15 protein-coding genes are annotated in these 18792 nt (G+C 44.9%); 9 read left to right on the forward strand and 6 right to left on the reverse strand.

Annotation, left to right across the window (positions count from 1 at the left end; all coding sequences use genetic code 11):
• Positions 1-127 precede the first annotated feature (127 nt).
• The 5 genes from VFDL14_RS10220 to deoD all read left to right on the forward strand — a co-directional run bounded on the left by VFDL14_RS10220 (position 128) and on the right by deoD (position 6258).
• Entirely contained in the window at positions 128-1390 is a 1263-nt protein-coding gene (locus tag VFDL14_RS10220) for a NupC/NupG family nucleoside CNT transporter (protein ID WP_032551566.1), read from the forward strand.
• 555 nt (positions 1391-1945) lie between these two features.
• The gene (gene deoC / locus VFDL14_RS10215; RefSeq protein WP_032551567.1) at positions 1946-2722 is read left to right on the forward strand and encodes a deoxyribose-phosphate aldolase; all 777 of its coding nucleotides are present in this window, start codon (positions 1946-1948) and stop codon (positions 2720-2722) included.
• 98 nt (positions 2723-2820) lie between these two features.
• Positions 2821-4179, forward strand: coding sequence for a thymidine phosphorylase (gene deoA, locus VFDL14_RS10210; RefSeq protein WP_032551568.1), 1359 nt, complete (start codon positions 2821-2823; stop codon positions 4177-4179).
• A 68-nt stretch (positions 4180-4247) separates the two neighbouring features.
• Positions 4248-5468, forward strand: coding sequence for a phosphopentomutase (locus VFDL14_RS10205; RefSeq protein WP_032551569.1), 1221 nt, complete (start codon positions 4248-4250; stop codon positions 5466-5468).
• 70 nt (positions 5469-5538) lie between these two features.
• The gene (gene deoD, locus VFDL14_RS10200; RefSeq protein WP_032551570.1) at positions 5539-6258 is read left to right on the forward strand and encodes a purine-nucleoside phosphorylase; all 720 of its coding nucleotides are present in this window, start codon (positions 5539-5541) and stop codon (positions 6256-6258) included.
• A 95-nt stretch (positions 6259-6353) separates the two neighbouring features.
• Here deoD and VFDL14_RS10195 read toward each other — a convergent pair whose 3' ends face one another.
• Complete coding sequence (locus tag VFDL14_RS10195; protein ID WP_032551571.1) at positions 6354-6968, reverse strand: YtjB family periplasmic protein; 615 nt, start codon at positions 6966-6968, stop codon at positions 6354-6356.
• Positions 6969-7077: 109 nt separating this feature from the next.
• Between VFDL14_RS10195 and serB the strand changes: the two genes are divergently transcribed.
• A complete protein-coding gene (serB, locus tag VFDL14_RS10190) occupies positions 7078-8058 on the forward strand; it encodes a phosphoserine phosphatase (protein WP_032551572.1) in 981 nt (326 codons plus the stop codon).
• Positions 8059-8142: 84 nt separating this feature from the next.
• On the opposite strand, the gene VFDL14_RS10185 is transcribed toward serB, so the two are convergent.
• Complete coding sequence (locus VFDL14_RS10185; RefSeq protein WP_032551573.1) at positions 8143-10491, reverse strand: PilZ domain-containing protein; 2349 nt, start codon at positions 10489-10491, stop codon at positions 8143-8145.
• Positions 10492-10652: 161 nt separating this feature from the next.
• On the opposite strand from VFDL14_RS10185, the gene radA reads away from it, so the two are divergent.
• Together radA and fusA are read left to right on the forward strand one after the other, a co-directional pair.
• The gene (gene radA, locus VFDL14_RS10180) at positions 10653-12032 is read left to right on the forward strand and encodes a DNA repair protein RadA (RefSeq protein ID WP_032551574.1); all 1380 of its coding nucleotides are present in this window, start codon (positions 10653-10655) and stop codon (positions 12030-12032) included.
• 236 nt (positions 12033-12268) lie between these two features.
• Positions 12269-14356 (forward strand): elongation factor G, encoded by a 2088-nt coding sequence (gene fusA / locus VFDL14_RS10175; protein ID WP_032551575.1) that lies wholly within the window; start codon positions 12269-12271, stop codon positions 14354-14356.
• 215 nt (positions 14357-14571) lie between these two features.
• On the opposite strand, the gene VFDL14_RS10170 is transcribed toward fusA, so the two are convergent.
• Positions 14572-14784, reverse strand: a complete 213-nt coding sequence (locus VFDL14_RS10170; protein ID WP_032551576.1) for a VF530 family DNA-binding protein — start codon at positions 14782-14784, stop codon at positions 14572-14574.
• A gap of 37 nt (positions 14785-14821) precedes the next feature.
• Positions 14822-15778 (reverse strand): LysR substrate-binding domain-containing protein, encoded by a 957-nt coding sequence (locus tag VFDL14_RS10165; protein ID WP_032551577.1) that lies wholly within the window; start codon positions 15776-15778, stop codon positions 14822-14824.
• Positions 15779-15895: 117 nt separating this feature from the next.
• Between VFDL14_RS10165 and VFDL14_RS10160 the strand changes: the two genes are divergently transcribed.
• Positions 15896-16102 (forward strand): DUF1127 domain-containing protein, encoded by a 207-nt coding sequence (locus VFDL14_RS10160; protein WP_032551578.1) that lies wholly within the window; start codon positions 15896-15898, stop codon positions 16100-16102.
• A 102-nt stretch (positions 16103-16204) separates the two neighbouring features.
• Here VFDL14_RS10160 and VFDL14_RS10155 read toward each other — a convergent pair whose 3' ends face one another.
• Positions 16205-17893, reverse strand: coding sequence for an AMP-binding protein (locus VFDL14_RS10155; RefSeq protein ID WP_032551579.1), 1689 nt, complete (start codon positions 17891-17893; stop codon positions 16205-16207).
• A 91-nt stretch (positions 17894-17984) separates the two neighbouring features.
• Complete coding sequence (locus VFDL14_RS10150; RefSeq protein WP_032551758.1) at positions 17985-18716, reverse strand: helix-turn-helix domain-containing protein; 732 nt, start codon at positions 18714-18716, stop codon at positions 17985-17987.
• Positions 18717-18792: the final 76 nt, after the last annotated feature.

Consider the following 18792-nt stretch of genomic DNA (forward strand, 5'->3'; position numbering starts at 1 on the left):
CATGAATCTTATACCAAAGTGTGAGGACGGCATTACTTTATTAGTGGTCGCATGAGTATAATTGCCTCCGCTTTATAGCCCCATTTTGTAACACGCCAATAAATAACTAATAAGGAAGTCATAAACTATGAGCCTGTTTATGAGCCTAGTCGGTATGGTTGTACTGATTGCAATCGCAGTACTACTATCTGACAACCGCAAAGCTATTAACTTTAGAACGGTGGGTGGCGCATTCGCTATCCAATTCGCACTTGGTGCATTCGTACTTTACATCCCTTGGGGTCGTGATTTGCTTGCAGGTTTCTCTGCTGGTGTAGCAAACGTAATCGACTACGGTAAAGACGGTACTGGTTTCCTATTCGGCAGCCTAGTTAACTTCTCAGTTGACGGTATCGGTTTCATCTTTGCATTCCAAGTACTACCAACTCTAATCTTCTTCTCTGCACTTATCTCTGTACTTTACTACATTGGTGTAATGCAATGGGTTATCAAGATTCTTGGTGGTGGCCTACAGAAAGCTCTTGGCACATCTCGTGCGGAGTCTATGTCTGCTGCAGCAAACATCTTCGTTGGTCAAACTGAAGCTCCTCTAGTTGTACGTCCTTTCGTACCAAAAATGACTCAGTCTGAACTATTCGCTGTAATGTGTGGTGGTCTAGCTTCTGTTGCTGGTGGTGTACTAGCTGGTTACGCTTCTATGGGTGTACCTCTAGAGTACCTAGTTGCTGCATCATTCATGGCGGCACCAGGTGGTCTACTATTCGCTAAGATCATCAAGCCAGAAACTGATACTCCAGATGACAACATCGCTGACGAAATGGACGGCGGCGACGACAAACCAGCTAACGTTATTGACGCAGCTGCTGGTGGTGCATCTGTTGGTCTTCAACTTGCTCTAAACGTTGGTGCAATGCTACTAGCGTTCATCGGTCTAATCGCTCTAATCAACGGTATCCTAGGTGGCGTTGGCGGTTGGTTCGGTATGGAGAACCTAACTCTTGAACTACTTCTTGGTTGGATCTTCGCTCCTCTAGCATTCATCATTGGTGTGCCATGGGAAGAAGCAACTATCGCAGGTTCTTTCATTGGTCAGAAGACAGTTGTTAACGAATTCGTTGCATACTTAAACTTCGTACCATACGTTGGTGAGAACGCTCAAATCGTTGAAGCGACTGGCCAAGTAATGTCTGTTAAGACTCAAGCAATTATCTCGTTCGCTCTATGTGGTTTCGCAAACCTTTCTTCTATCGCGATTCTACTAGGTGGTCTAGGTGGTCTAGCTCCAAACCGTCGTCACGACATCGCTCGTATGGGTGTTAAAGCGGTTATTGCTGGTACTCTATCTAACCTGATGGCAGCGACAATTGCTGGCTTCTTCCTATCTTTCTAATTAAGTAGATTAGATTATATAGACGCCACTTTAATATCGCCCCGTAGCAAGAGATTGCTGCGGGGCTTTTTTGTTTTAGGGACCGGATTATAGAGCAATAAGGCCAGGAAACGTTGATACACAGGATGTGTTATTTACAACGATTGCTGCCATCAATAACTCGGAAACTGAATTATTTTGAGATACAAACCGTTTGCGTTCTAAGGAGCACTACAAATTATCGAAGGATACCTATAATGTATAAGCTATAGGGATAGGATTTCTCTTTTTGGCAAGAAAATGACCGCTTGTTTAATCGCAATCGTGATTCTTCTGGGATTAGGCCAAACATAGCGATACGCTATAGATGTTAGACACAACAAGGTAGATTTGTTGTGCCATAGACCAAACTGGTACTGTGCGGTGACAAGGATAGCAATTGATGGCGTAAGGCCAACAAGTCTTCAGGGAACCAAGTCCGTTCATTGGTGACTACAGAGCGTTACTAAAATATCCATCTATACTGGATGGAGGGCGAAGTAGTTAACTATTTGAATATATTGATCGGAGATAGAAATGAGCGATTTAAAAGCAGCAGCTCTACGTGCACTTAAACTTATGGACCTAACTACGCTAAATGACGACGACACAACTGAAAAAGTTGTAGCGCTTTGTCACGACGCGAAGACTGCAGTGGGCAACACAGCTGCAATCTGTATTTACCCTCGCTTTATCCCAGCAGCTAAGAAGGCACTGCGTGAGCAAGGTACTCCAGAAGTACGTATTGCGACTGTAACTAACTTCCCTCATGGTAACGATGACATCGAAATCGCAGTTGCTGAAACTAAAGCGGCAGTAGCTTACGGTGCAGACGAAGTAGACGTAGTATTCCCATACCGCGCTCTAATCGCTGGCAACGAAGAAGTAGGTTTCGAGCTAGTTAAACAGTGTAAAGAAGCATGTGGCGACATCACACTGAAAGTAATCATCGAAACTGGTGAGCTTAAAGAAGAAGCACTAATCAAGAAAGCATCTGAAATCTGTATTAAAGCAGGCGCTGACTTCATTAAAACTTCAACAGGTAAAGTGCCAGTAAACGCGACTCCAGAGTACGCGCGCATGATGCTTGAAGTGATCCGTGACATGGGCGTAGCTAAGACTGTTGGTTTCAAACCAGCAGGTGGTGTTCGTACTGCTGAAGATGCAGCACAATACCTAGCAATGGCTGATGACATCCTAGGCGCAGATTGGGCTGACAACATGCACTACCGTTTTGGTGCGTCAAGCCTACTGACTAACCTACTAAACACATTAGAAGTAACAGACGAAACAGCTGATCCAACAGCTTACTAATTCTTAAATTGTCTGTTTGATGGAGCGGTGATTTTACCGCTCCATATTACCTCTTTACCTTACATACCATACTCATCATGAGTGTTGGGAGGAATCTAATGTCTGAAGTATCTAATACCAAAACTCCAACTTTTCTACCTCAAGAAATTATTCGCAGAAAACGTGACGGCGAAGTGCTGACTGCTGAAGAGATCAACTTCTTCATCCAGGGCGTTGCTAAGAACACGGTTTCTGAAGGCCAAATCGCTGCATTTGCAATGGCGATCTTCTTCAACGAAATGACAATGCCAGAGCGTATTGCGCTAACGTGTGCAATGCGTGATTCAGGTATGGTTATCGATTGGAGCCACATGAACTTTGATGGCCCTATCGTTGATAAACACTCTACAGGTGGTGTAGGTGACGTAACTTCACTAATGCTTGGCCCAATGGTGGCAGCATGTGGTGGTTTCGTTCCTATGATCTCTGGTCGTGGTCTTGGCCACACCGGTGGTACGCTAGATAAACTTGAGTCTATCCCAGGCTACAACATCACACCGACAAATGAAGTGTTTGGTGAAGTAACCAAAGACGCAGGTGTTGCAATCATCGGTCAAACAGGTGATCTAGCTCCAGCGGACAAGCGTGTATACGCGACGCGTGATATCACTGCGACTGTAGACAACATCTCGCTAATCACCGCTTCAATTCTTTCTAAGAAACTGGCTGCTGGCCTAGATTCTTTAGTAATGGATGTAAAAGTAGGTTCTGGCGCATTCATGCCAACTTACGAAGCGTCTGAAGAGTTGGCGAAATCTATCGTTGCTGTAGCAAACGGTGCAGGTACTAAGACAACAGCGATTCTAACTGACATGAACCAAGTTCTGGCTTCTTCTGCAGGTAATGCAGTAGAGGTACGTGAAGCGGTTCAATTCCTAACGGGTGAATACCGTAACCCTCGCCTTCTAGAGATCACGCTAGCTTCATGTGCTGAAATGCTAGTGCTTGGAAACCTTGCGAAAGACTCTGAAGAGGCTCGTGAGAAGCTAATGGCAGTATTGGATAACGGTAAAGCAGCAGAATGCTTCGGCAAGATGGTTGCAGGCCTGGGCGGTCCAGCTGACTTCGTAGAAAACTACGACAACTACCTAGAGAAAGCGGAAATCATCAAGCCAGTATACGCACTTGAAAGTGGCGTTGTATCAGCAATGGATACGCGCGCAATCGGTATGGCTGTTGTTGGCATGGGTGGCGGTCGTCGCGTTGCAACTGACAGCATCGATTACGCAGTTGGCTTCGATAACTTCATCCGTCTAGGTGAAGTGGCAAGCGAAGACAAGCCTCTTGCAGTTATTCACGCACGCAACGAAGAGCAATGGCAAGAAGCGGCAACAGCCCTTCAAAATGCGATTACTGTTGGTGGCGAATACACAGCAACGCCAGACGTTTACCGTCAAATTCGTTCAGAAGACGTTTAATTAAAAAATTACACAAAGCCTGCTCACACCAAAATTATTCGATAATGAGCGGGCTAAAGGAAATAGCAATGAAAAGAGCATTTATTTTAGTCTTAGACTCATTTGGTATTGGCGCAACGGCTGATGCTGAGAAATTTGGTGATGTAGGTTCAGATACTATGGGTCACATCGCTGATCAGTGTGATAAGGGCTTAGCGGATAACGCTGACCGTCAAGGTCCACTGACTCTGCCAAACCTATCAAAATTAGGTCTTGCGATGGCTCATAAAGAGTCAACAGGTCGTTTTGCTCCTGGTATGGATGCAGACGCTGAAATCATCGGTGCTTACGGCCACGCAGCTGAGCTGTCTTCTGGTAAAGATACACCGTCAGGTCACTGGGAAATCGCGGGTGTTCCTGTTCTTTTTGATTGGGGCTACTTCACTGATAAAGAGAACAGCTTCCCTAAAGAGCTGACTGACCGCATTCTAGAGCGTGCTGGTCTATCTGGTTTCCTAGGTAACTGTCACGCATCGGGTACTCAAGTACTGGATGATCTAGGTGAAGAGCACATGAAGACGGGTCTACCAATCTTCTACACATCTGCAGATTCAGTATTCCAAATCGCATGTCATGAAGAGACATTTGGTCTACAAAACCTGCTAGATCTTTGCCAGATCGCTCGTGAAGAGCTAGAAGATTACAACATTGGTCGTGTTATCGCGCGTCCTTTCGTTGGTGCGGGTAAAGGTCAGTTTGAGCGTACCGGTAACCGTCGCGATCTATCTGTTGAGCCGCCATCAGCAACGATCCTGCAAAAACTGGTTGAAGAGAAAAACGGTGAGGTTCACTCAATCGGTAAGATCTCTGATATCTACGCAGGCTGTGGTATCACTAAGAAGACTAAAGCGACAGGTATTCCTGACCTATTTGAAGCAACCAAAGACGCGATCAAAGAAGCGGGTGACAACACGATTGTGTTCACTAACTTTGTAGATTTCGACTCTGCTTACGGTCACCGTCGTGACGTAGCGGGTTACGCAGCGGCACTTGAGTACTTCGATGGTCGTATTCACGAAGTTATGGATATGATGCAAAAAGATGACATCTTGATCCTAACTGCTGATCACGGTTGTGATCCAACATGGCCTGGTTCTGACCACACTCGTGAGCACATCCCAGTGATTGTTTACGGTAAGAATGTACCTGCTGGTTCACTAGGTCGTCGTGACACATTTGCTGATATCGGCCAAACGCTAGCAGCATACTTCGGTACGTCGCCAATGGGCTACGGCACAAGCTTTTTGTAATTTTTAAGTATACTGAAGAGAGAGGGTAGCCTCTCTCTTCTTTTTTGTTTTGAGATAAAGGATATTTTCAATGGCAACTCCACATATTAATGCTGAAATGGGCGCATTCGCAGACGTTGTTCTTATGCCGGGTGACCCGCTACGTGCTAAATACATCGCAGAAACATTCCTAGATGATGTTGTTCAGGTGTGTGATGTTCGCAACATGTTTGGTTACACAGGTACTTACAAAGGTCGTAAGATCTCTGTGATGGGCCACGGTATGGGCATCCCATCGTGCTCTATCTACGCGACAGAGCTTATTAAAGACTTTGGTGTGAAGAAAATCATCCGTGTTGGCAGCTGTGGTGCGGTTAGCGAAGATATTAAAGTGCGCGATGTTGTTATCGGCATGGGTGCTTGTACCGATTCAAAAGTGAACCGTATTCGCTTTAAAGGTCATGACTTTGCTGCAATTGCTGACTACAAAATGGTTCGTGCAGCTGAAGACGCGGCAAAAGCGCGCGGTGTTGACGTAAAAGTCGGTAACCTATTCTCAGCTGAGCTGTTCTACACTCCAGATCCAGAAATGTTCGAAGTTATGGACAAGTACGGCATCGTTGGCGTTGAGATGGAAGCGGCTGGTATCTACGGTGTATGTGCTGAATACGGCGCGAAAGCACTGACTATCTGTACTGTTTCAGACCACATTAAAACAGGCGAGCAAACCACATCTGATGAGCGTCAAACGACTTTCAATGACATGATGGTAATTGCACTAGACTCTGTTCTACTGGGTGACGATGAGTAATCGAAAGCCTCAGTATACTTTGAGCTGAATGAAAAAAGCCCCTGCAGTCTCGACTGTAGGGGCTTTTTATTGTTTGGTTTAATTGGGTTTGCCTGCTAAGAGTTAACGTTCTTGAGTAGCAGGTTCTCGCCTGATTTGGACTTGCCGCGTCTGAGGATTAATAGAATAAACAGCACGCCACTAACAAATCCCATCACTACCATACCAATCATATAGCGGTCACTCTTGCGATAATGGTGATCTGAGATAGCCGTGACTCGGCCGGTCTCAAAAGTCACTCGGATAAAACCTATTATGGTGTTTTCCGGAGAGTAGATAGGCTCAACCAACTGTTGTTTGCCGATACTAGCTGTAGAAAGCGGAGTGTCTAACCCAAGCACTTCACGAACCGTTAGCGCTTTTTCACTCGATGCTAAACGAATACCTTCAGCGTTGTAGATTGTAGTATCAAAAACCAGTCGGTCTTGAGATAGCTGATTGGTAAGCTCTAACAGGCGCTCTTGATCTTGCTGAATGATCATTTTGCTCGCAGACAGCGACGCTTGTGAGATCAGAACCTTGGTTAGAGTTTCGAGTTGTTTGGCTTGAATTTTCTCATTACCTTTACTGATCACTACGGTATTTTTGATGGTGACCACCAACATAGCGGCTAATAAAATCAGCGCTAAGATACGCAGTGCATTGCGTAATGAGAACAGCGATTCATTCATGATTCATCTCGCCTGAAATAAACAAATGTTATGATTAAGGTATATTGAGACTTGCACATGTAAATTGCAATAGGTTAACGTCTAGCTAAGTTAATTAGGAATCATACACATGGACGCACAGAAACTCTTGCCTATCAAAAGGCATACTACACTGTTAACTCGACTCCCGGAGACGCGATTCGCCTCTCAACTGGCCAAATCAAAGGCAAACTGGATCGTGTTTGGTGAGTATCTTTCTCCTCAAGCCTTCGATGACATCGACTTTTTCACAGGCTTCTACAACACCATTCTAGACACTTGGAAAGTGGGCAAATACGAAGTTGCTCTGATGTCTGGACAACTTACTCCTGCGCATGAAGAGATCTTACAGGGTCTAAAACTGGATTACGCTTGCCTAAGCGAAGTTCCAGACTTATCGAAGCCGGGTTTGATTGTGATGGATATGGACTCCACAGCGATCCAAATTGAATGCATCGATGAGATTGCAAAACTGGCGGGTGTGGGTGAGCTGGTATCCGATATTACAGAGCGCGCAATGCAGGGCGAACTCGACTTTGAACAGAGCCTCCGTCAACGTGTTGGTGCACTGAAAGACGCCGATGAAGCTATCTTGGAGCAGGTGCGCAGTACACTACCATTCATGCCAGATTTGGTAGAGTTGGTGAACACTCTGAATAAGCTAGGATGGAAAACGGCCATTGCATCGGGCGGCTTTACCTACTTCTCTGACTACCTTAAAGACACTCTTAATCTCGATTACGCACAATCTAACACCTTGGAAATCGTCAATGGTAAGCTGACAGGGCAAGTGTTGGGCGATGTTGTATCAGCACAAACCAAAGCAGATATCCTTATTGAACTTGCTGACGAGCATGAGATTGAGCTGCACAATACGGTGGCTGTCGGTGATGGTGCCAACGACTTGGTGATGATGAAAGCGGCAGGTTTGGGTATTGCTTATCACGCTAAACCGAAAGTTGAGCAGCAAGCACAGTCTGCAGTGCGTTACTCAGGGTTGGGCGGCGTGCTCTGTATTCTTTCTGGTGTATTGGCTAAGCATCAAAAAATCAGCTGGCAAGTGAAACCATAGTATCCTTGTTTATAGATAGAAAAAGCAGGCCTTAGAGCCTGCTTTTTTAATGGGTTTTGATAATAGCTGAATGATGTAGATCGGCTATTTGGTCAGCTCGAGTCTGATTAGCACTTCATCTGTGATATCACACATTTCGCCATAACCAATAAAGGCCGTCACTTCATTTTCGAGTTTCTTCGCTTGGTACATACTAATCCGCGCAATCGCCTCTAAATCAGATTGGAATAGGCTAGTCAGTGGGTCGAAAACTGGTGCGGTTGATACTCGTAAAACGTAGAGCTCCCCCATATGCTGAGCTTTCTTGATGAACATGATCCGCTCTTTAACCGATTTGAACTCTCGGCTTAGCTTGGTATGTACCGATTGAATCTTGTCACCAAATTTAACCGCAGCCACGTAAACATCATGATGCTTTGGGCCTGCTCCCTCTATTTTCTTTAGCGGATCCGCTAATAGAGTATTACTGTGCCCCTTAAATATCGGCTCTAGTGACAACTTATGGTTGTGTCCAAGCTTCGCCAACAAGCTCAAGTAGTTATTGAGTGGGAAGTTAACCCCAATGATCTTACAACGCAGCTTTGAGCTTGGTTTATCAATAAAGATTGGGTTACTGACCATTTTACTCAATAGTACATTGTGGAGGGATTCCAACAGTGAGTGAGTCGGTAGTATCTCTTTCTTTTTGATCAGTTTGTTTTGGTTATGATCAATGAGACCATTAAGAAAGGCCACGGTACGCATGGTTTTTCCCGTTTCATCGATCGCCAGCTGAACATTCTTACCGTTCGGGCTAACACGGATTACTCGGTAAGGTACGGCGCTCAGTGGTAGCTTCTTATCATAGAGCTGTAGCTCATTGAAATTGATGATTACAGGATCGTCGATCTTGAGTACCAATGGCTGCTCTAATGCGATGCTTAAGCCACGCTTGGAAAGATCCTGAGTATGACCATTCGCGGTTGCACCATCGCCTGCAGTGATCTGCAGTGGTGACTTAAACTGATAGCGTGGCTCTTTGCGGCGAGACTGAGAATCAAAGTAGATGCTCTGAATATTACCAACAACGGTGCGAGCATGGCGGAACTTATTCAGCTCACTGCTGGCAATACGTGGTTTTTCTGTAAGCAGGTAGTCGTCCGCACTGTCGTCAGCACCGATCTCTTGCAAGATACCACAGTGGGTCAATTGCTCTGAGCTTCTTGCGAGATCTTTCGAGTGCTGAGCTAATGCTTGTTGCTCTTCTTCGGACAGTTCAAAAACAGAGAACTTAAAGGTTTTCCAGCTCGATCTCTTAGCACCAATATGCCAGAACAGTTGGCGCTGCTCGCGAGTTGCTTCTGGCAACATCATTGAGTAGAACAGCGTCTTATTTTGGTGCTCGTGAGTGAACGAGTAGATAACATTACTCGTGCCTTTCACGCCGGGCTTCGCTAATTGGTTCATACGTTGCTCATTAAACAACGTACCTAAAGCTTGTTGGTTACGCTCATCATGCCAATATTGCCAAAGAGGGTGGTTGTTATCGGTCAGTAGAGCTAGCTTGAGCTCACTACCGCTAAAAAAGAGAGGCAAGTTACAGGTGTGCTTGAGGTATGTATGCTCGATTCCGCGAGTACGGGTGCGAATGATGCGATCTTGGTTCTCGTGCTGAGTCTTCTTGCTGTTGCTGTTAAGTGACTCTTCGATTAAACGACCGACGATATTACTGTCGCAAACGCGTACTGTTCTTAAAAACTTAACGGCATTGTTATCGTAAGAGTCGTCGATACCAAGAATTCGAAACTCGGTGGTTTTATCGACTCCCGGCTCTTTCGACTTTTCGACCAGTTCAGTAAATTTGACGCCAACCACTTCGCCAAGGTTGTACTTGAATGCGCTTGGCACCTTGAATTTCCCGCCTGATGGCGATATATCCACAGTCACACCATGCAGCACTTGGCCTTTTGAGGTTGTTATCTCGACTTGTGACGCAACTTTTAGGCGGTTCTCTTGACGTTTTAAATCATAACCAAGATTAATGGGTTCCGCTTCATAAGGACTATTAGCACTGGTGACGCCGTTGTCTTCTTGCTGAGTAGTATTGATTTGGTTGTTGACTGGCTGAGTTCGCGGAGACATGACCATCTCCCAAACGCCTTCAGTGTAGCCGCGAAACTTCTTTGTGCCGCGCTGATAGGCATTAAGTGCGATATCATCGAGCCAGTGTTTACGCCCATCTAGGGTAAACTGGTGACATTCGTCGTCGATACGGCCGCGTAAATCGATACTCTTGGTACACGGAGCCATGATACGATTCAGTTCCATTTTAACGAGCAATTTCAGAGACGGGGATTCACCCTCTGTCATTTGTGATAGAAGGAAATCGAAATCCTCAGCGTGATAGGCTGGGATGAGTCGCTCTGCTACAGATAGAATTTCAGATTGCTGCATACTTTTATTGTTAGAATGGATAGTGCACTTATGTTATCGACTAGTTTAAATCGATCTTTAAGTATAACTGGTACGACTGCAACGATTATTTTAATCCGTACGGTCAACGACATCACAATTTGACAACATCATCGTGTAACGAAGTAAATTATTGAGGTTTTATGGCTAAGGCAAAACGAGCTTATGTATGTAATGACTGCGGCGCAGACTTCCCGCGCTGGCAGGGGCAATGTAATGCATGCGGAGCTTGGAACACAATCACAGAGGTAAGGCTCGCTGCATCACCTCAGGTTGCACGTAATGAGAGACTCACCGGTTACGCAGGTAGCGCAACAGAGTCGAGTGTTCAAACCCTTTCAGAGATCGATCTGCAAGAAGTACCAAGGTTTAGCAGTGGCTTTAAAGAGCTCGATCGCGTTCTTGGTGGTGGTGTGGTGCCGGGTGCGGCGATTCTTATCGGTGGTAACCCAGGTGCAGGTAAGTCGACTCTATTATTACAGACGATGTGTCTGCTCTCTTCACAGCTTCCGACCTTATATGTAACAGGTGAGGAATCCTTGCAGCAGGTGGCGATGCGCGCTTCGCGTTTAGGGCTACCGAAAGAGCATCTGAAAATGTTGTCGGAAACCAATGTTGATAAGATCTGTCAGGTTGCGGAGAAAGAGCAACCGAAGATCATGGTTATCGACTCGATTCAGGTTATGCACGTCGCCGATGTTCAGTCATCGCCGGGCAGTGTAGCTCAGGTTCGTGAGTCAGCAACCGCACTGACTCGTTTTGCTAAGCAGAATAATGTGGCTATTTTCCTTGTTGGTCACGTAACTAAAGATGGCACGCTGGCGGGGCCGAAAGTTCTAGAGCACATCATTGACTGTTCGGTACTGCTTGATGGTGGCACTGATAGCCGCTTTAGAACGCTGCGCAGCCATAAGAACCGTTTTGGTGCGGTAAATGAGCTTGGTGTGTTCGCAATGACAGGACAAGGGCTGAAAGAAGTCTCCAATCCTTCAGCTATTTTCCTTTCTCGTGGTGAAGAAGAAACGTCGGGAAGCTCAGTGATGGTGATCTGGGAGGGTACGCGTCCACTTCTTGTTGAGATACAAGCGCTGGTGGATTATTCCCAATTGGCTAATCCACGTCGAGTGGCGGTTGGTCTTGAGCAAAATCGCCTCTCTTTATTACTCGCCGTGCTGCATAAACATGGCGGACTGCAAATGGCCGACCAAGATGTGTTTGTGAATGTCGTCGGTGGTGTTAAAGTAACCGAAACCAGTGCTGACCTAGCATTAGTGATGGCACTGTTGTCTAGCTTTAGAGACAGAGCACTGCCTAAAGATGTGGTCGTGTTTGGTGAAGTTGGTTTGGCGGGAGAGATTAGACCGGTCCCAAGTGGGCAAGAGCGTCTAAACGAAGCCTTCAAGCATGGCTTTAAAAAAGCGATCGTGCCGGCGGCGAATATGCCTAAGGGTGGTATCCCAGGGATGCAAATCCACGGAGTGAAAAAACTGTCAGAAGCAATTAGTGCTTTTGATGAGTTGTAATAAAGCTAAGTTAGGCTAATCTATACAGCAGCAAATCAAATTGGGTTTGCTAATCGTCTTTCTGCGAGCCCAATATTAAAATTAACAACCGCTTAGGTTGTTTCTACAGAGCACTTTTCCTTTCTTATTGTGGAAAGGCAAAAGTTTTTTAGTCTCAAATGCATGCAAAGCTATCAGTCTTCACAGATTGTGATATACTCTGCGCGCATTTTATATCCTATTAACAGAGTAAGACAATGGCAGATTTATCGAAATACAGAAACATTGGTATTTTCGCGCACGTTGATGCGGGTAAAACAACTACCACTGAGCGTATCCTTAAGCTAACTGGTCAAATCCACAAGACTGGTGAAGTACATGACGGCGAATCAACGACTGACTTCATGGAACAGGAAGCTGAGCGCGGTATTACTATCCAATCAGCAGCAGTAAGCTGTTTCTGGAACGGTCACCGTCTAAACGTTATCGATACTCCTGGACACGTTGACTTCACAGTTGAAGTATACCGTTCTCTTAAAGTTCTTGATGGCGGTGTTGGTGTATTCTGTGGTTCTGGTGGTGTTGAACCACAATCAGAAACTAACTGGCGTTACGCTAACGAATCAGAAGTATCTCGTCTGATCTTCGTTAACAAACTAGACCGTATGGGCGCAGACTTCTACAACGTTGTTGACCAAGTTAAAAACGTTCTAGGTGCAAACCCACTAGTTATGGTTCTACCAATCGGTCGTGAAGACGACTTCGTTGGTGTTGTAGACCTACTAAGCCGTAAAGCTTACGTATGGGACGACTCTGGTCTTCCAGAAAACTACGAAATCCAAGACATCCCAGCTGACATGGTTGATGATGTTGAGCAATACCGTGAAGAGCTAATCGAAACTGCTGTTGAGCAAGACGATGATCTAATGGAAGCTTACATGGAAGGTGAAGAGCCTTCTATCGAAGACATCAAGCGTTGTATCCGTAAAGGTACTCGTGACCTAGCATTCTTCCCAACATTCTGTGGTTCTGCATTTAAGAACAAGGGTGTTCAGCTAGTACTAGACGCTGTTGTAGATTACCTACCAGCTCCAACTGAAGTTGATCCACAGCCTCTAACTGATAAAGAGACTGGCGAACCAACTGGTGAAGTTGCAACTGTATCTGCAGATGAGCCACTACGTGCTCTAGCATTTAAGATCATGGACGACCGTTTCGGTGCACTAACGTTCATCCGTATCTACTCTGGTCGCATGAAGAAGGGTGATACTATCCTTAACGCTGCAACTGGTAAGACTGAGCGTATCGGCCGTATGGTTGAGATGCAAGCTGATGACCGTAACGAGCTAACTGAAGCTCAAGCTGGTGACATCATCGCAGTTGTTGGTATGAAGAACGTTCAAACTGGTCACACTCTATGTGATCCTAAGCACGAATGTACTCTAGAGCCAATGATCTTCCCAGAACCAGTAATCTCTATCGCTGTAGCGCCTAAAGATAAAGGTTCTACTGAGAAGATGGGTATCGCTATCGGTAAGATGGTTGCAGAAGATCCATCTTTCCAAGTTGAGACTGACGAAGATTCAGGTGAAACTATCCTGAAAGGTATGGGTGAACTTCACCTAGACATCAAGGTAGACATCCTTAAGCGTACATACGGCGTTGAGCTAACTGTAGGTGCTCCACAAGTAGCTTACCGTGAAACTATCACTCAAGCGATTGAAGATAGCTACACGCACAAGAAGCAATCTGGTGGTTCAGGTCAGTTCGGTAAGATCGACTACCGCATCAAACCAGGTGAGCCAAACTCTGGCTTCACGTTCTCTTCAACAGTTGTTGGTGGTAACGTACCTAAAGAATTCTGGCCTGCAGTAGAGAAAGGCTTCGAGTCTATGATGGATAACGGTGTTCTTGCTGGCTTCCCAACTCTAGACGTTGAAGTTGAACTATTCGACGGTGGCTTCCACGCAGTTGACTCGTCTGCAATCGCATTCGAAATCGCAGCGAAAGGCGCATTCCGTCAATCTATGCCAAAAGCTGGCGCGCAACTTCTTGAGCCAATCATGAACGTTGACGTGTTCACTCCAGAAGATCACGTTGGTGATGTAATCGGTGACCTTAACCGTCGTCGTGGTATGATCAAAGACCAACAAGCTGGTGCTACTGGCGTACGTATTAAAGCTGACGTACCTCTATCAGAAATGTTTGGTTACATCGGTCACCTACGTACAATTACTTCTGGTCGTGGTCAATTCTCTATGGAATTCGCACACTACGCACCATGTCCAGCAAACGTTGCTGAAGAAGTAATCGCAAAAGCTAAAGAAGAGAAAGAAAACAAGTAATTGTTTTTAGAATCTAATTAGTTTTAAAGCCCCGCAAGTGAAAGCTTGCGGGGCTTTTGTTTTATGGGGATCATAGTACGAGATACGAGATACGAGATACGAGATACGAGATACGAGATACGAGATACGAGATTGATGTGGCCCCTAAAAAGTAGACACAGGGGCAATCCCCGCGAGGTAACTACGGGGAGTTGGAGTGACTTAGGGAGCGGATATTAGCGTTTTAGATCGATATAGATTTGCTCAACTTTAGTTCGAGCCCACTCTGTCTTTCGCAGAAACTTTAAGCTCGACTTGATGCTTGGGTCTTTCTTGAAGCAGTTAATGTTAACCATGTAACTCAACTCTTCCCAACCATAGTGATCGACTAGCTCAGTCAGTAGCTTTTGCAAAGTAATGCCATGCAGTGGGTTGTTTACTTGTGTCATGATAAGTCCAATAGGTATTTTTCGTCAGTATAGCAGCTTAGCCATCGGAGTTTCCGGACCATTTCAATGAGAAATCAGTATCGACGATATTAAGCTCTTCCCTTCCTTTATTACCAAACTCACTGACTTGAGTTTCTATCCATTTAGAGAAGCGTTGAATCTTGTCGCGATGAAAGTATCCCGGCGGTGCACATAAGAAGTAATTGTATTTCGGCCTTAGCGCGGTATTCCCAATTCTAACCAGCTTGCCTTCTTGCAGGTATCGATACACTAAGCTGTGTTTCACCAAAGCAACACCTTGAACCGAGAGCGCTCCCTCTAGTACAAAGTGAGAACCATCAAACTGCAATGTCGTGTGACCGCCTTCAACGCCCACTTCATTGAGCCATATTGCCCAATCCATATCAGGCCATCGGTCTTCAATTAGTTCCGCTTTGTGCAGGTCTTCGACACTGTATATTCCATACTTCTCCTGATAGAGCGGATGACAAACAGGGTATAGCACCTCATCCATTAACCAACGCGACTCTAGATTTGGGTAGTTACCGTGCCCGTAGCGTATACAGATATCAATACTTGAATCCTCAAAGGTGATTAGCTTGTTGGTTGGTTCAATCAGCATGGATAGGTCTGGATGTCTCTCTCTGAAGTCACCAATCCTTGGCACTAACCAGTGCTGCGCAAAGGATGGAACGGTGGAAATCGAGAGCTGATTTGGATTTGGGTCTTGGTTGATTCTTCTCACGCCATCTTGAAGGTGAGCAAAACCTTTCTTCGCTTGAAGATACAGAACCTCTCCCTCATGAGTGAGTACAATTTTTCGGTGCTGTCTGATGAAGAGTTCGGCACCGAGCCAGTCTTCAAGTTGCCTGATCTGTTGGCTTACCGCAGCAGCAGTTACAAACAAGGTTTCTGCAGCGAGCTTAAAGCTGCCTTTGTCAGCTGCAATATAGAAGTAGTAGATGCCTTGAAAGGGAGGTGTTCGTTCACTCACATTAGTTTTCCTTAACTGAATGCCAATATCTATCGTTTGTCGGCTGACTGTCTTTGGTCGAATATTAGCCATGTAAACAGATAAACATAGAGAATAAAAGTATAGAAGGGGTAAATTATGAATTCAGGTACAGTTAGAGTCGAACTGGATGAGCGCTCGAACAAAACTTCTTTGATTAAGAAATTCTATTTCAAAGTACAGCAATTTAGACAAAATGCTAAAACAAGAAAGCATTTAGCTGATCTACCCGATCATCTTTTAAATGATATTGGGTTAACGCATACACAAGCACAGCAAGAGGCGAGGAAAGCGTTTTGGGAGTAAGGGAATTAGATTTAAATAAAAAGCGTCACTCAAGTTATTACCTAAGTGACGCTTATGCATTTAAAAACGCCCTTTATTATAAAGAACTTGGCTTAAGGTGGATTACTCCTCCCAAACCACCAATTTATCTTTTGGCCAGTTGTGGCCCACTTCGTGGTACTTCTGCTCTAGAATATGACGCTTGATCTTGAGCGTTGGCGTTAGAATTCCGTTTTCAATGCTCCACGGTTCTTTGATCATCAGTACGCCTTTAATCTTCTCATGAGAGGCTAACTGCGAGTTCATCTTCTCGATCACGCGTTTGGTGGTTCTCTCGTAGCGTTCACGGTCGAAATTAGGGAAGTCATGAGGAACAACAAGCAGGATAGGACCAGGTAAGCCTAGACCAATCAGACACATCATCTCTACGCGACTGTACTCAAATAGCTTTTTCTCGATAGGTACAGGAGCAACGAACTTACCTTTCGCTGTCTTAAAGGTATCCTTCTTACGACCTTGAATCGTTAGGTAGCCTTCGTTATCAATAGCACCAATATCACCGGTGTGGAGCCAACCCTCGGCGTTAAATGACTCTTGTGTAGCAATGTCGTTTTTGTAGTAACCAGAGAACAAGCCTTTACTGCGCACTAAGATCTCGTCATCTTCAGCAATCTTAAGCTCAACACCTGGGCCTGCGTTACCCACAGAACCAATCTTATCGGCTCTGAAAGGGTAGTTGAGGGTGCTGTAAGCAAACGATTCTGTCATCCCCCATGCCTCAGTGATGTGTAGGCCTACGCTTTCATACCAATCCAGCAGAGCTGGAGATACTGGTGCAGAACCACAACCAAGGACGCGAGCTTGATCTAACCCAAGACCATCTGCCAGCTTCTTCTTGATGAGTGAGTTCACAAACGGAATCTTGAGAAGAATATTAAGCTTCTTCTGTGGCAGTTTGTCTTGAATACGCTGTTGGAATAGAGTCCAGAGCCTTGGCACGGAGATGAACAGAGTCGGTCTGTGCATCTTCACGTCTTCGATAAAGGTATCGAGTGATTCTGGGAACGCGGTTGGTACACCACCCATGACAGATGAACCAAAAATGTAAACACGTTCTGTGATGTGAGCCAAAGGTAGATAAGAGAACAAGCGATCGTTTTTCTCGATACCAATATGGTCGATTAGACGCTGAACCGACCAAGTAAAGGCACCATAGGTCAACATAGCGCCTTTTGGTTGACCTGAAGTCCCTGACGTATAAACCAGTGACATAAGCTTGTCGTCGTGATGCACAGGACGTTTTGAAGAGGGAGCACTCTTGTCGATGAGATCATTAAATGCGTATTGGCATTTTGCTGCTGTGTCATAAGGCAGGGCAATGCTGATAAGTTCTGGATTTTCATCGATCACTTGTTGAGTGGCCGCGGGGTCGTCAAGCTTACCTGCTATTACGATCTTACTTTCACTGTGTTCAATACAGTACGCGATAGTATCTGCACCTGCCGTCGGGAAGATTGGCACACTGACAAAATCACCCAGCATCATGGCTAAGTCAGTAATGAACCACTCGGCACAGTTTTTTGATACTAGGGCAACTCGGTCGCCAGGCTTGGCACCGAGCTCTTCTAGCGCGGTAACCAGCCTCAGCGCTTTATCTGCCACCTCTTTATAGGTGAACTCGACAAACTGACGGTTGATGATTTGTTTAAGATAGACCTCATTTGGGCGCTCCTCTGCCCATTTTAAAATCATTTCATTTGGTGTAGGGAGAGCTTGGTTTTGGTCTTGGCTAAACTCGTTAGGCTGAATCATTGTCTAACTCCATGTTTTTCGCTAAGTTATTGTTGTTAAAATTATGTTAAAGATAGCACGTGCATATTCTTTTAGGGAGTAAAATTAGCGTTTATTTGTCATCTATGCAGGCTCGCCTATAACTTGCTGGGGTAACCCCTGTTCTCTTCTTAAAGATTCGTGAAAAGTAAGAGACATCTTTATAGCCACATTGGTAAGCGATCACTGCGATTTTTGAGTCTGTATCCCTTTGCATGATCTCTTTGGCTAACAAAATTCGCTTATCGCAAACGAAGTCTCGAAAGCTGACGCCAAAGTGCCTATGAAACTTTTTAGAAAAGTAGCTTGTAGAGCAGTGACACATCTCTGCAAGGTCGGGCTCTCGTATATCAGAAGTGAGATGACTCAAGATGTATTCGGAGACCTGTTTTAAGAACAGAGTGTCGCTATCTCTCTCTCGATTATTACTTTCAATCTGACAATGTGTATTGAACAAATGATCTGTCTTAATTTTGAGAATCTCGAGCTCATTTGTGAGGCCAATCTCATTCACATTGACAATATCAATCAGACTTTTCTTATATCTAATTACATTCTCTATAGAACAGTTTGATATAACAATAATCTTCTTATTTAGGTTTTCACAAATAGAAATAGCCATGTTAAGTAGTTGATAATTTTTATTTTCATTGATTATAAAAAATACCAATCTTACTTCTAACCTACTGATAATAGAGATGTCTTGATCAAAATTTGTTATAGGGAAAAACTTCTCGACTTTTTTTACAATTATCGAATTAATTCTACTCTTCTTGTCGGTTAATAAAGGTGTAATTAGATGCATAAATATATGCCTCATGTTTCATTTGTTAACTTTTATTGAAAGTGGATGCGTATAAAACCTCTATTGAATAGATTAG

Origin of the sequence: Vibrio fortis (assembly GCF_000695685.1) — a bacterium.
Taxonomy (GTDB): Bacteria; Pseudomonadota; Gammaproteobacteria; order Enterobacterales; family Vibrionaceae; genus Vibrio; species Vibrio fortis_A.

Excerpts from the sequence above, each read along its gene's own strand:
- VFDL14_RS10220 (WP_032551566.1), top strand. The coding sequence starts at position 128 with ATGAGCCTGTTTATGAGCCTAGTCGGTATGGTTGTACTGATTGCAATC.
- deoC (WP_032551567.1), top strand. The coding sequence starts at position 1,946 with ATGAGCGATTTAAAAGCAGCAGCTCTACGTGCACTTAAACTTATGGAC.
- deoA (WP_032551568.1), top strand. The coding sequence starts at position 2,821 with ATGTCTGAAGTATCTAATACCAAAACTCCAACTTTTCTACCTCAAGAA.
- VFDL14_RS10205 (WP_032551569.1), top strand. The coding sequence starts at position 4,248 with ATGAAAAGAGCATTTATTTTAGTCTTAGACTCATTTGGTATTGGCGCA.
- deoD (WP_032551570.1), top strand. The coding sequence starts at position 5,539 with ATGGCAACTCCACATATTAATGCTGAAATGGGCGCATTCGCAGACGTT.
- VFDL14_RS10195 (WP_032551571.1), bottom strand. The coding sequence starts at position 6,968 with ATGAATGAATCGCTGTTCTCATTACGCAATGCACTGCGTATCTTAGCG.
- serB (WP_032551572.1), top strand. The coding sequence starts at position 7,078 with ATGGACGCACAGAAACTCTTGCCTATCAAAAGGCATACTACACTGTTA.
- VFDL14_RS10185 (WP_032551573.1), bottom strand. The coding sequence starts at position 10,491 with ATGCAGCAATCTGAAATTCTATCTGTAGCAGAGCGACTCATCCCAGCC.
- radA (WP_032551574.1), top strand. The coding sequence starts at position 10,653 with ATGGCTAAGGCAAAACGAGCTTATGTATGTAATGACTGCGGCGCAGAC.
- fusA (WP_032551575.1), top strand. The coding sequence starts at position 12,269 with ATGGCAGATTTATCGAAATACAGAAACATTGGTATTTTCGCGCACGTT.
- VFDL14_RS10170 (WP_032551576.1), bottom strand. The coding sequence starts at position 14,784 with ATGACACAAGTAAACAACCCACTGCATGGCATTACTTTGCAAAAGCTA.
- VFDL14_RS10160 (WP_032551578.1), top strand. The coding sequence starts at position 15,896 with ATGAATTCAGGTACAGTTAGAGTCGAACTGGATGAGCGCTCGAACAAA.
- VFDL14_RS10155 (WP_032551579.1), bottom strand. The coding sequence starts at position 17,893 with ATGATTCAGCCTAACGAGTTTAGCCAAGACCAAAACCAAGCTCTCCCT.
- VFDL14_RS10150 (WP_032551758.1), bottom strand. The coding sequence starts at position 18,716 with ATGCATCTAATTACACCTTTATTAACCGACAAGAAGAGTAGAATTAAT.